Here is a 13,800-nt window from a genome sequence, read left to right on the forward strand (position 1 = left end):
TTTGAATGTGTTTATTGCGTATTGTTATAAATCGATGATCACCTTTAGCGTCTCATCTCCTTGTTTGTCTATGTATTTATAGGCGTCCAAATAGGATTCGAAGGGGAAATTTTTCGTAATCAAGGGTGCGGTACTAATTTCACCACTTTCAATGTATTTAACCGCTTCTTCATAGTCGGAATGTTTGTACATCAAAGTTCCTATGAGTGATAGCTCCCTATCTCCCAATATGGAAACATCCACCCTGGGTTTGTCCCCATACACGGCAACAGCCACCACATCACCACCTTTGTTGATGTTTTGGATAAGTTGATCTAAGGCGATTTCCACCCCTGCACATTCAAATCCCACATCAAAACCTTCGGAACCAAATGCGCGATCAACGCCCTTAGCCAAGCTTTCCGTTTTGGGATTGCTGACGTGTTCAATTCCGCAATCCTTGGCCTTGTCCAACCTATAGTCACTTAAATCCGTGATCAAGACATTGGCACCTCTGATCTGTGCAAACTGGGCCACCAAATTTCCAATGGGTCCAGCACCGGTCACGACCACATTTTTTCCTTTTAAATTCCTGGCTTTTAGGGTACAATGAGCTGCAACAGCGGTAGGTTCTACCAATGCTCCCATTTCAAACGACATTCCATCGGCCAGCTTGATCAAACGGTCTTCTGGAAGGATAAAAAAGTCTTGGGCAACCCCTGGGGTTTGAAAACCTTCCACTTTAAGCACATCACAGATATTATAATCTCCCCTTAAACACGGGCCACAAACACCGCAGATCAATTGAGGTCTTGCAGTTACCTTATCACCTATTTTGACCTTGTTGACCTTGGCCCCAACTTGAACCACCTTCCCACTATATTCATGTCCTTGGATCACAGGGTAGGGCGTAAATGGATGCTTTCCATGATACACGTGAATATCACTTCCACATACCCCAATTTTCTTCACTTCAATCAAAACTTCCGAATCATCGGACAACATAGGCTTCTCAACTTCATGTATATCTATCGTGCCAGGTTTTGGCATCACCGCTTGTCTCATTATTTCTTTTTTATAGTTAGTAAGTTACTTTTATATTCTTATTTCAACACCTAATGTTCTATCCTATTCAAAAATGGAGTACAGTATAATTATGACCAATAATAGCAGACCAGCAAGAACCCTAACATCTTTCCAACTTTCCACTTTTCCACTGATAACCTCCCGTGGATTCCTGAATGTCGTTTCCGCTATTTGGGCGTCATCTGGTTTAGGTGTGACCAAACTTAGCGCCACAAACAAAATGCAGCAAAGACAAAACATCCACCACGTGCGCATCAAGAATGCTATTCCCAAACCGTCTGTGATATATCTATAACCGCTTACCGGGGCGAAATCCAATAAGAATAGAACCACCCCTAAAACAAAACCGATCAACAGCGTATAAAATGCAGCATCCTTACTTCCTCTTCGATAAAAGGCCCCTAAAAGAAATACAGCTGAAATCGGCGGAGCCAAGGCTCCTGCCATATCATTTATCGCTTGAAATATGCTTCCGAACTTACCCCCTTGGGTGGACCATAAAATAGCAACAAGCATGACCACCACAGCGGTAATCCTACCAATCCGCACTTGCTTTTTATCCGATACTTCGGGATTGATCCGTTTAACGATATCCAAAGCCACCAGGGAAGAACAACTATTAAGTGCCGCAGCAATGGTGCTCATCAAAGCTGCCAGTAGTGCTGCCGCAAAAACCCCTTTAAGCCCTACCGGCAGCAAACGGTCAATTAATACCGGAAGCGTTTCGATCGGAGCTGAAATATGGTCTTTGAACAACACATAGGCTAGTGCCCCTGGCAATACCAGAATAAAAGCTGGAAGTATCTTGAGGAGACCGGCGAACAAGGGGCCGTACTGTGCATCGTTCTGGGTTTTGGCCCCCAAGACTCTTTGCACTATGGTCTGATCAGTGCACCAATACCAAATCCCCAAGACAGGATATCCCAAGAAAAATGCATACCATGAATATCCCTTGGTCCGTGCAATTTCAGAGTCAGGAGCATGCAACATCTCCAATTGTCCGGGCTTCATTGCCGCTTTAAGCTCCTCAAAATTGGAAATGCCGGTATCACCAACCGCATAAATTGCTAAAACTGTCAATATTATGGATCCCAGCAACAAAATAATCGTTTGAATATTTTCCGTCACCACTACCGCCTTCAGTCCACCTGCCACGGTATAAATTGCCGTTATGGCCGAAATGACTATGATAGAAACATACATGTTTACCCCATAAAACTTTTCAAAAACGCTTGCCCCGGCATACAAGCTCATACCTATATGAATAAACAAGGCCCCAATAATGGCCATAAAAGCCAACAAGGTCCTTGATCTGGAATCGAAACGTCTCTCTAGAAATTCCGGCAATGTGGAAATCTTGGTCTTAAAATAAAAGGGGGCAAAAACCAATCCTAGTAGAATCAATGTAAATGCGGCCATCCATTCATAATTCCCGGCAACCAGCCCGATATCAAAACCGTCTGCTGCCAGACCTGTTAAGTGAATGGTTGAAATATTGGATGCAAACAATGCCGCTCCAATGGTTGCCCAACCCAGACCCCGGCCTGCCAAAAAGTAGCCTTCCCCCGTCATTTTCATTTTTCGGGTCGCGAAAAGCCCCACCAAAACGATTCCAACTAAATAGGCTACGATTATTGCCGAATCCAAAAAAGAAATTTCCATGTATTTTATTTGGTTTAGTATTTCTTAATTCACAAGTAAGATCCAGATAATTGGTTAAACATTCTCAATTAACAACCAAGAAAACAGCATAAGCTCATTCTTGCGAATAAATATAGTTAAAATTATATTCTTTCTAAATTATCAAAAGTATTATTATTTAATATCCTAAGACCCTGAAAACAAGACTTTACAGAACTTTTAATTTAGAAAACTTAACGATTTTCAAAAAATCAACCTTACAAATATAACTTTTTTACATACCTTTACAATGTTTTTGGAAAAATAATGGGAAATGAAGGTGTTATTGCACCTCATCCCTTTGATCAAACGGATAAAAATTCGTACAACCCATACTTAAATTTAAACTCCGGAGACCAACCAGTCGCCAGCTTGTCAATGCTATCTAAACCTATGGAAAAAATAAAAGCTATTTGTTTTGGTGAGGTCCTGTTTGACAAATTTCCGAACGCAACCAAAATAGGGGGTGCCCCCTTAAATGTAGGACTGCGTATGCAGTCCTTGGGATGTGACATCGATTTTATAAGCGCTGTGGGGAACGATCAGGATGGATCAAGAGCTTTAAAGTTTCTTCAAGACCTAGGGCTTTCCACTAAACACTTTCAAATCACCAACAATTACCCTACCGGGGAGGCCATAGTTACTTTGGACGAGCGTCAAAATGCCACCTATGAGATTCGATATCCCGTTGCATGGGACAATATTGCCTTGGACGAAAATGCCATACGAGCAACCTCAAAAGCCGATGTTTTCATTTATGGAACGCTTGCCGCCAGGGACTTGACCTCGAGAAGTACATTAATGGCTTTGCTCTCCTATGCCAAATACCGGGTACTGGACCTAAATTTAAGATCTCCACATTATCATAATGGCACTTTGCACAACTTTATGGAAAAGGCAAATTTCATTAAAATGAGTGAAGAGGAATTTGAAATTGTTTCCGTAACATATAATCTACAAACAAGCTCCACCGAGGACACCATTATTGAAATTTGCAAACAAACCAATACCCAAAGCATGTGTGTTACCAAAGGATCCAAGGGCGCGGTTTTATATCATGAAAATGCATTTTATTATAACCCTGGATATCCTGTGGCTGTGGTAGACACAGTGGGCGCCGGTGATTCCTTTCTAGCGGGTTTGATCACCAAATTGATTACTCTCAATAGTCCACAAGAGGCATTGGATTTTGCTTGCGCCATAGGAGCATTGGTCGCACAAAGTGCAGGGTCCAACCCAATTTTAAAACCAAACGCCATCCATCAACTTATGGCGACATAAACAACAGTTCTATTTCTAAAAAATAAATTTCAAATGAAAAATTACTTCCCGAAAGTTCTCCCTTTAATCATTGCAATAGTTATGTCTTCCTGCAGTACAACTTCCAAAGTCAATTCCAAACCAGAGGTAAAAAGGATAGGCATGGTCATTAAGCTTAATCCCAAATTTATCAATGAATACAAGGCCCTTCATGCAGATTCGAATCCTGGGGTGAGGGATTTGCTGACCAAATATGGAATTCGGAACTTTTCCATCTTTCTGCATGAATTGGAGCCTGGGGAATTTTACGAATTTGGTTATTATGAATATGTGGGTGAAGATTTTGAGGGAGACATGGAAAAAATGGCCGATGAAAAAAGAACCATTGAATGGTTAAAAGTTTGTGACCCGATGCAAATTCCCTTGAAAGGTGCCACCAGTTGGACTACCATGGAACAGGTTTACTTCAATCAATAACGGTAGAACTAAACCGAACAAAAACCACCTTATCGGAGGCGGAATAACAGAAATGGTTGGGCATTTTTCACACTAGTTTGACCAAATCACAAGATTAAATTAAGTTCCATTCCAAAACTTGTGTAATTCATCCAGGAGGACCAAGCAGGACTTCACACTCTCTTGGGCTTTCATTTTTATTTAAATACCGTTAAAAAGTATCTAGATTGTTTATATTAGCGAAAGTTAAATTCGGAATAACTTATGAACAGGCTTTCACTGGGGAAGGATGCTTCTTATATCAACAAGCTTAACAAAATTGAGATCCTCAAAATAATCAGGGATACTGAATTGGTATCAAGGGCAGAAATTGTAAAACTCACCAAGCTTAGTGCCCCCACGGTTACCCGAATAGTTGACGACCTGGTGGAAAGTGGTCTTGCGGTAGTCGTTGGTGAAGGGGACTCCACAGGTGGAAGACCTCCCAAAATGCTGAAATTTGATGGTAGCCAGGAATATGTAATCGGTATTGACCTTGGCTCTACCAGCATTCGTGGTGCCATATCAAACCTTAAAGGGAATATTATTATCGAGGTGGAAACTCCTACCGATCTTAGTGGAGGAGTTGAAAAAATATGCGATCAAATTGCACAATTGGTCGATAAGCTTAAAAAACGGTCCAATCTGGACGTTTCGAAAATTTTGGGAATGGGTCTCGCTGTTGCCGGACTTATCGATTTTAACAGCAGCATTATTGAATATTCTCCGGTATTCAATTGGAAGAAGGTGGATCTAAAGAACGAATTAAGCAAGCATTTGGACCTCCCCCTTTTTTACGACAATGTTTCGCGAGTCACTGCTTTTGGGGAACTCCTTCATGGAATAGGAAAAAAATATGACAATTTCATCTTTGTCAACGCCGGCTACGGTATTGGCTCTGGGGTTATTATCGATGGTAAACCATTATATGGCAACAAGGGTTTTTCTGGAGAATTGGGCCATATCATTGTGGATAGCGAAAGTGATTTTGTGGGCAAAGATGGACTAAGGGGAAGTTTGGAATCTTTGTCTTCTGGGTATGGAATCGCCGAAATTGCCAAGGCAAAAGTAGCCAGCAATCCAAAAAGCAACATCTTGTCCAAAGTCAATGGAAAAAAGGAAGATATTACCGCCAAAATTGTGGTTGATTGTGCCAAGGAAGAAGATTCCTTGGCTACGGAGATCTTTGATACTGCCATGGGTCATTTGGGAATTGGCCTGGACATGCTGATTAAGATGTTTGACCCCCAAGCCATAGTTTTAACAGGAGGACTTACTAAAAATGGTGATATCTTTTTTGACAAGATCAAGGAGCATATTGCTAAAAACCGTTTCCAACAATTGGAGCGAGAGGTACATATTCTTCCCTCCTCTTTTGGTGAGGACGCCTCTTTAATCGGTGCGCTTTCCATAATTCTGCACCGTATTTTCCAATTTGATCTTTAAACAGATCGCTATTCGAAGTTGATCCGCAGTGATATGTTGGGTGTCAACCCTTGAGACAATTGCTCTATCAATGTAACTTGCTGTTCATCTGTTACCGGATCATCATCCACACGGTATGAAACAAACAATGGTACTCGCCTATCATATATATTCAATACAGATAAGCCAATGGCTCCTTTGGTTTTGGAAGATGATGAAAAACTAAATCCGTAACGCAGAGAGGCATCCAGTCTATGATAACCGGGCAATCGAAGGCTATTGATAGCGCCAAACCCAATCTCATTTTCATCATCCAGACTGGTGGAAGGGGTATAAGGGGCGCCAGATCTTATGGTCCATCCCAAAGCGAATTCCCAATTGTCCTTTTCAAAAATGTTTGATATGCTAAAATTGGAGGGCACGTCATTATTGCCTGGAAATGAGCCATCCTGTAGCTCCTCAAATGTATATTCCACATCATTAAAAGTATATCCCAAAACCAGACTGTAATTCTTGAATTTTCTTTGGAGGAACATATCAATTCCCATAATGGTGCTTTCCCCTTCCGAATAATCTTCAACCAAATTGGTAAAACCATTGGTGAAGGAGGTCAAGCCGTCGAGCTGCTTGCGATAACCATCCAGTTCAAAAGTCCAACCCCCTTTGCTCAACAGCAATCCTGCAGAGAACTGTGTGCTTTTGAGCAATGGAAAATCCTCCCCGTTGGAAACGGTCCATACTTTATTTTCCAAACGGGTTTGACTGTCCTCAAACTCAATGAGCTGACTTATGGGTTGATACCGATTTTCAAATGTGATCTTAAATCTCAGGTTCTGATCAAATATGGGCAGTTCCAAATTTAACCGTGGCTCCCAAAAAATACCATCCAAAATTGAATATTTGGAAACACGAATTCCAGCATTAAAAACTGCTTTGGAATCCGGTTTATATTGATATTCCAAATAAGCTGCATGGGCAGAAAACTCACCGTTGCGTTCAGTTGCGCTATTTTCGGGAATTTCATTCTCATCGTTGCTTTCTGTTCGTGTAAACTGAAAGGAAGCGTTGGTATTGGACCATTGAAATCCGCTATGTAGCCAATGATGTCCGCTAAGTCCGAAGGCCAGATCCAATCCAAGTCCGTAGTCTTCCACGGTGTTAGACCTAAAACTTTCTTCTTCCAAAACCGCTTCTTCAGAGATTTCATTTTTATAACTGCTATCCAAAGAGGAATAATAGGCAGATAGGGAGTGGTTGAACCATTTCGTTCTAGTACCTTCCCAAGAAAACCCGACCCCTTGATTTTCAATGATCAACCTGTCCGATACCAAATCCTCATCCGATTGAACTACAAAATCAAGGTCATTTTTGGTGATAATTCCACTTACCGAAATCGTATCCTGTTTCCCTGGTTGAAAAAGAAGTTTAGCATGACTATCATAGAAGAAAAAATCATCCTTTATAGCTCTGTCCTCTGATTGCTCAAAGATCCCGCCGGCCGCATCAGTCACCAAAGTTTCATTCTGAAAAACTTTATTGGAAAGCACGTTAAAGGTTGGGGTTTGGAATATATTGGAATACGAATGCCTACCGGAAATCAACAACCCTACATGTTTGCCCAATGGTGTTTTTAGAAATGCATCCCCATGGGTTCCGTTAATGCCCAGACCCCCAGTAGTTTTTTGTGGCACCGCCCTATCAGAAAATATATCGATCACTCCCGAGACCCGATCGCCATACTTTGGGCTTGCCCCTCCTTTGTATATTCTAGCACCTTCAATGAGATAGGGGTTTATAGCAGAGATCAAATCAAAAAAATGGCCCGTATTGTACATTTTAATATTGTCCACAATTACCAAATTCTGGTCAGGGGATCCACCTCTAATCTGGATTCCCGCCGCTGATTCATCCAAGCTGGTGATACCGGGCAGGTTTTGGATATTTTGGAAAACATCTGGCTCAACCAATCCAGCCAATACCCCCAAACGATTGTTGGTCAAACTGAATGACCCATCACTGTTTTTGTCCACCCCCTTGGTCAAATAGCTGGTTACCACGACCTCATTCAAGGTCTCCAATCCAGGCTCCAAAAACAAAATGGGGCAATCCGATAGGGAAACATCCCCAACCACAATAACCAAATCCCTATACCCCAAATGAGCCAACCTAATTTCAGAACCTATGGGAACTGCTTTAAACTCAAAATAACCATTGTTATCACTAATACTTCCTCGCGCACTGCCGCTTATGGTCACAGTCACTCCTTCCAAAGGTTTCCCAGTAGGGCGTTCGTGGATATATGCACAAATATCCATGGACAGCGTTGGCAAGGTTATGATGATATCCGTATCTGATACCCTTTCAAATACAAGACCTGTTTCCGTTGTCAGTAATTCCAAGATTTGGTCCGTCTCTAGATGTTCAAAGCGAATTGAAACCGTTTTATCTGCAATCACATCTTCAGAATAGGAAAAATAAAGGGCACTTTTGCTTTCTAAATCCTTGATGATTTCCTTGAGCGGCACAGCTGAATAATCCGCTGAGATTTTGTCCTGGGCAACACCCCAATAGCAGCTGCTAAAAAAAAGAAATAAAATAAAGGGAAGGTTGCGCATATGGGACCTTATTGTCCTAAAATTACCACTTTTTTATCTGGATCAAGTTGATATGGGATGCCCATGGGAACCAATACCGTTTGCAAAGCAATATCAACATTTTGGTGAGCAAAACTCCCAGTGAATTTTTGCGAAATATCTGCATTATTGACTTCAAATCTTATTCCAAATTGGGCTTCCAACTCTACCAATACCTCGCCTAGCGGAATAGTGTTGAATACACTTCTTCCCTGCATCCAGTCCGGACTATCCTTGCTAAAAGTTCCTTCTTTAAATTGGTCTCCTTCTAATCTAACCAGCATTCCTTTAGTCAAATACGATTCGTGCCGACCGTCCCTCGAATTAAACCTCACCTTTCCTTCAAAACAAGCTACTTCCATCGCGGCTCCCCTATCCTTTATATTAAACTCTGTTCCAAGTACTCCCACTATCCCGGAATTGGCCTGGACCATGAATCCGTCTCCTTTTTGAATTTTAAAGTAAGCTTCCCCCTCAAGGGCAACTTCTTTAGAGGAATTCCATAAAAATCCTTTTCTGCTCAGACTACTGTTCGAGTTCAATTGTACCTGGGACCCGTCCGGTAGTTCCACTACAAGTGTTTCGCCAGGTGCCGTGCTATATTGCACCTCATTAAATAACAACCCAAAGAGCAATGCAAATGCCGCTGCTGCAGCTCCTACATAACCCCACCATTTTAGCGATACCACTTTGGGTGATTTTGGCTTGGAATGGACCTTGGCACCCCTGTGTTGAATTATTTTTGCCCTAAGGGCCTCCTTATCAAATGCAGGTTTCTGGAATCTTTGCATTCCTTGAATGATACGACGGTGCTCCTCAAACTCCGGATGTTGCTCCAAAGTTGATAGCTCCTCCGGTGATAGTTCACCGGCCATCCATTTTGCCCATATGGTTTGTTTATCCGCCATGATTTACGTTCTCATCTATGGAACCGTTCAAACGCCATTTACCCAACCCCGTTATATTTCTTTAATTATGGCTCTCAATTTTAACAGGGCCTTTTGCATTCTTTTTTCAATTGCTGTTTCTGAAACACCCAGCATTTGAGCCATTTCCTTATAAGTTTTTTTATCGATACGGTTCAGAAGGAATACTTCACGTTGTCCATCTGGCAATGCATCTATGGCAGACTGCAGCTTTTTCATGAATTCATCCTCTTCCAAAAGAAATTCTGGGGATTCATGATCGGCCGTCTTGTGGGGTTTGGAATTCGCATAGTCCAGCACCACCTTTTTATGTGCCACTTGGTTGTAAAATTTGTTCTTGGCCACAGTGAACAGAAAAGCTTTTGCTTTTTCGAACAGCACTTTGGCACAATGCTGCCATAATTTGATAAAGGCTTCTTGGGTCAAATCCTCAGCCTGATCCAAATCCTTGCATTGATAATACATATAGTTGCGAAGGGACTCTGAATATCTTTCGAATATAGTGTTATAAACTTTTTCGTCGCAAACAGACTGTTCAGGGGTGTTCATGAAGAGAAAAATTTCCCTGGGGTTGGGTAAAGTTCGATTGACCGGTTTTAGTAAAAAAGTAAAGATATAGTATTATGCACACACCCCAAAACTTAAAGATGGCATTACTGGTCATTAGTTTCCTCACCGGATTGTCACTTTTATATAAGGTGATTCCGGTTTCTAAAAATCTGGACGATTTTTATGCTGAGGAAATGTACTTGGTAACCTACCGCTATTATTTTAAGAACAATAATGGCAACACCACTATTAAAACCTATTTGCCAAAAAATAATAGTAGACAACGAATCAGTGCCGAAGAAACAGGAGCAAAAAAGGGCATTCAATTTGAACGGGTTGCCCAAGACGGAAACCTGATGGGCGTTTGGACCGCCAACAAGCCCAATTTATTCCAAAATGTGGACTATCAGTTCATGTACGAGGGCAAGGCAAAACAGTTCCATATTCCCCAAAACTTCAAAAGTACCTTGGAGGCAACGCACCCCTATCTGAATGAAACTGAACACATCCAGGCTTTTCATCCGAAAATTTCCCAAAAGGCAAGGGAGTTGGTCTTGGGCACCAAAGGTGATCTGGAATCCATACAGCGTCTGTTCAACTTTGTTCATTCCATTCCTTCTGCTCCCATCATTAGTTTCACGGATGCACTTACCACTTTGGAACAAAACAGGGCCTCCTGCAATGGCAAAAGTAGATTGTTGGTAGCGCTGGCACGAAATCTAGGATATCCTGCCCGAATTAAGGGCGGAATCTTGTTGGAACATACCCGAAAAAGAACCTCGCATGCATGGGTAGAAATATTGGTCAATGACCAATGGGTTCCCTTTGATGCCCTCAATGGGCACTTTGCCTACCTTCCATCCAACTTTCTGGAATTGTATGCTGGTGACGAATTCCTTTTGGTTCATACGGCAGGTGTGCAATTGGACTATACCTACGAGATTAAGGAACTGGACAAAATTCCCTTTCTCAGCATGAACTCAGAACAATTCAGTAGCATCTCTCCTTTTTCGCTTTGGGGACTTGTAGAACAAAAAGTCTTGCCAAAAAAGGGTCTCAATCTGCTTTTATTACTTCCCATTGGCGGATTACTGGTGGCCTTTCTAAGAAATGTTGTGGGCCTGAAGACTTTTGGTGTGTTTTTACCGGTACTCATTGCCATGGCGCTTTTGGAAACTGGGTTTGCCCAAGGAATCTTAATTTTTTTGGGATTGATCATGTTCGTTGGGTTGGCAGCACACCCGTTCAATAAGATGGGGTTGTTGCAAACTCCCAAAATGGTCATTTCTCTCACTTTGATGGTCATGGTCATGGCCGTAGGCTCCTATTTAGGTATCAAAACCGAGATTGTATGGCTAACATCGCTTACGATTTTCCCAACCATTATTCTTACTATTTCGGCGGAACGCTTTACCACTTTGATCCAAGAAGATGGTTTTCAAAAAGCTTCCGGCACCTTGCTACAAACCTTGATGGCGGTGTCCATCTGTTATTACGTGATAGCTAATGAATGGCTTCCCACTGTACTGATCCTTTTTCCAGAAATTTTGATCTGGGTTATCATGTTATCCATTGTCCTTGGAAAATATATAGGATTACGTTGGACCGAAGTTCTTCGCTTTAATCCTTTACTAACCCCAAAATCAGTTTGAATATGTTAGGCAGATTTTTCAATATAGGTCCCAATTCAGAAGTTGTGGGACTCAACGACAGGAATTTAAACCTTATTTATCCGAACAATCCACGAAAGCACTATGCACTTGCGGACGACAAGGTTAAATCCAAGGAAATCTTACATAAAAACCATATAGCCTGTGCGGAAACGTACGCGGTCATCAACCGTGTAAGTGAGATAAAGCGAACCTGGAATTCATGCAAGCAGTATGATTCCCTGGCCATTAAACCTGCCAATGGTTGTGGGGGAAACGGTATCAAAATATTGCGAAAAGAGCTGCACGACACCTGGATAAGTGGTAGCAAGATGATCAGTGACCAACAAGTGGTTCAGCATATCATGAGCATTATCTCTGGGGTATATTCTATGGGCTCCACGGACAGTTGCCTTATTGAGGAATGCATTGTTCCCCATCCATTTTTTGGTGAAATATACGGCACCGGGGTTCCTGATTTTAGGATCATTACCCTTAAACATAAACCTGTTTTGGCTATGCTCCGAATGCCCACTTCAAAATCTGATGGAAAGGCAAACCTGCACCAGAAGGGCGTAGGTATCGGGATTGACATCAACAAAGGGACCTTGACCCAGGTCTTTGACGGGAGGCGTTATTTGGACCATCATCCTGACAACCCACAACCCATTACCGGGAAGCCCATTCCTTACTGGAATGAGCTTATCGAAATATCAAAAGCGACGGCCAAAGCATTTCCGCTGGATTACTTGGGCATCGACTTGGTCATTGACAAAACAAAGGGGCCACAAGTAATGGAAGTAAACGTAAGACCAGGCTTGGGCATTCAGTTGGTCAACAAAATGGGGTTGCGTAAGGCCATTGCGCTTGCTGAAGAACAACAAAGCAAGTATGTCCCCATCCGAAAATTATCTCAATACAAAGAATCACCAATTCTTAAACCTATTGGCGAACAACTAGTAGGCTAAAACATAATCCAGTCATGAAAAAAATATATATCAGCATTTGTATAAGCTTGGTTTCCTTTGTCCTTGTTGGACAGGAAAGACATCAATTGGAAATTGCCACATTGGGTGGTTATGAGTACAACTATTTTAAAAGTCCTACCATGATCAGCACTGATGATGGCATTTTAACCGAAGAAGATTTGATTTCCAGCAGTTTCTATCAAGACATTAGCGCTGACTACGGTTTTCGCTATAAATGGGGGGCTGATCGCCTACGGTTCTATGCCCTCCCCTATGCCAGAATTTTTCAAGAGAACATGGACGACAGTTATTGGAGTATCGATTCCAAAATCAAATATGATCATAAGTTCAATAGAAAAACACGATTCTTTGCAGGCTTGAACTTCAAAAGAATGAACCGTGAAGGGTTGGATGGAGCCCAAGATGTATTGGTGAATCCATTAGGGTATACCCTCTTAGGTTCTGAACTGGAATTGGAACGTACCAACGCCAAGAATGTAATCAGTCGAATTGGGCTTTTCCATAATTTCAAGAATTTTGATGCCTTTGGGACCCGAGATTTGGAATACCACGAATTTGGTAGTCAGCTTAAATTGGAAAAGGAATTTGAGAAACAGGATTTAGAACACACCCTTGGGTTTCTTGCTTATTACAAAGTGCGGTTGTACAACACCTTCAATGCATCTGAAATATCCAGTGAAGGTAATCGGGATTGGCGCTATATCAGAGCCACTGCGTATTACGAGTATCCTATCAGCAAATCCATACGATTAAAACCCAGTGTCACCTATTACCAACGTATGGACCCATTGGCCAATCGTTCTGGATTTCGGCAATATGGCCCCTCTTTGGGTCTCTATGTAAAAACCAAAAGAACCAGAATACGATCTCAAATTGAATACCTGAAACGGAATTATACCGATATACTGGCACGAGACAATGAAGGCCTATTGGAAGAGAACATTACATACAATTACACGGATTTTTCTCTACGTTTTGAGCACCAACTAAGTCATAGTAGTTTTTCCCTTACGGGCAATCTATACAGTAGGTTGAGAACCACGAATTATTCAGATTTGGCAGCCCGATCTTTTAGGGGGTACCGAAATCAATATGCCGGGATCGGAATAAAATGGGAACTATGAAAATT

11 protein-coding genes are annotated in these 13,800 nt (G+C 41.8%); 6 read left to right on the top strand and 5 right to left on the bottom strand.

Annotated features, from left to right (window positions below; translation table 11 throughout):
* Window positions 1–24: 24 nt before the first annotated feature.
* Together FGG15_RS10450 and FGG15_RS10455 are read right to left on the bottom strand one after the other, a co-directional pair.
* Entirely contained in the window at window positions 25–1,044 is a 1,020-nt protein-coding gene (locus FGG15_RS10450; protein ID WP_138835984.1) for a zinc-dependent alcohol dehydrogenase, read from the bottom strand.
* 63 nt (window positions 1,045–1,107) lie between these two features.
* Window positions 1,108–2,727, bottom strand: a complete 1,620-nt coding sequence (locus FGG15_RS10455) for a sodium:solute symporter (protein ID WP_138835986.1) — start codon at window positions 2,725–2,727, stop codon at window positions 1,108–1,110.
* Window positions 2,728–3,138: 411 nt separating this feature from the next.
* Between FGG15_RS10455 and FGG15_RS10460 the strand changes: the two genes are divergently transcribed.
* The 3 genes from FGG15_RS10460 (at window position 3,139) to FGG15_RS10470 (ending at window position 5,946) form a co-directional block, all read left to right on the top strand.
* Complete coding sequence (locus tag FGG15_RS10460; protein WP_138835988.1) at window positions 3,139–4,026, top strand: carbohydrate kinase family protein; 888 nt, start codon at window positions 3,139–3,141, stop codon at window positions 4,024–4,026.
* 33 nt (window positions 4,027–4,059) lie between these two features.
* Window positions 4,060–4,482, top strand: a complete 423-nt coding sequence (locus FGG15_RS10465; RefSeq protein ID WP_202619549.1) for an L-rhamnose mutarotase — start codon at window positions 4,060–4,062, stop codon at window positions 4,480–4,482.
* Window positions 4,483–4,725: 243 nt separating this feature from the next.
* The gene (locus FGG15_RS10470; RefSeq protein ID WP_138835990.1) at window positions 4,726–5,946 is read left to right on the top strand and encodes an ROK family transcriptional regulator; all 1,221 of its coding nucleotides are present in this window, start codon (window positions 4,726–4,728) and stop codon (window positions 5,944–5,946) included.
* Between the two features lie 8 nt (window positions 5,947–5,954).
* On the opposite strand, the gene FGG15_RS10475 is transcribed toward FGG15_RS10470, so the two are convergent.
* Genes FGG15_RS10475 through FGG15_RS10485 form a run of 3 tightly spaced genes read right to left on the bottom strand, consistent with a single transcriptional unit; the run spans window position 5,955 to window position 10,033 of the window.
* Entirely contained in the window at window positions 5,955–8,540 is a 2,586-nt protein-coding gene (locus tag FGG15_RS10475) for a TonB-dependent receptor (RefSeq protein ID WP_138835992.1), read from the bottom strand.
* An 8-nt stretch (window positions 8,541–8,548) separates the two neighbouring features.
* A complete protein-coding gene (locus tag FGG15_RS10480; RefSeq protein WP_138835994.1) occupies window positions 8,549–9,466 on the bottom strand; it encodes a FecR family protein in 918 nt (305 codons plus the stop codon).
* A 51-nt stretch (window positions 9,467–9,517) separates the two neighbouring features.
* A complete protein-coding gene (locus FGG15_RS10485) occupies window positions 9,518–10,033 on the bottom strand; it encodes an RNA polymerase sigma factor (protein WP_138835996.1) in 516 nt (171 codons plus the stop codon).
* Between the two features lie 98 nt (window positions 10,034–10,131).
* On the opposite strand from FGG15_RS10485, the gene FGG15_RS10490 reads away from it, so the two are divergent.
* Genes FGG15_RS10490 through FGG15_RS10500 form a run of 3 tightly spaced genes read left to right on the top strand, consistent with a single transcriptional unit; the run spans window position 10,132 to window position 13,795 of the window.
* Window positions 10,132–11,685 (top strand): 7TM domain-containing protein, encoded by a 1,554-nt coding sequence (locus tag FGG15_RS10490; RefSeq protein ID WP_161991956.1) that lies wholly within the window; start codon window positions 10,132–10,134, stop codon window positions 11,683–11,685.
* A 2-nt stretch (window positions 11,686–11,687) separates the two neighbouring features.
* Complete coding sequence (locus FGG15_RS10495; protein ID WP_138836000.1) at window positions 11,688–12,650, top strand: sugar-transfer associated ATP-grasp domain-containing protein; 963 nt, start codon at window positions 11,688–11,690, stop codon at window positions 12,648–12,650.
* 14 nt (window positions 12,651–12,664) lie between these two features.
* Window positions 12,665–13,795 (top strand): hypothetical protein, encoded by a 1,131-nt coding sequence (locus FGG15_RS10500; RefSeq protein ID WP_138836002.1) that lies wholly within the window; start codon window positions 12,665–12,667, stop codon window positions 13,793–13,795.
* Window positions 13,796–13,800 lie beyond the last annotated feature (5 nt).

Source organism: Flagellimonas algicola, assembly GCF_005937185.1.
In the GTDB taxonomy this organism is placed as follows: Bacteria; Bacteroidota; Bacteroidia; order Flavobacteriales; family Flavobacteriaceae; genus Flagellimonas; species Flagellimonas algicola.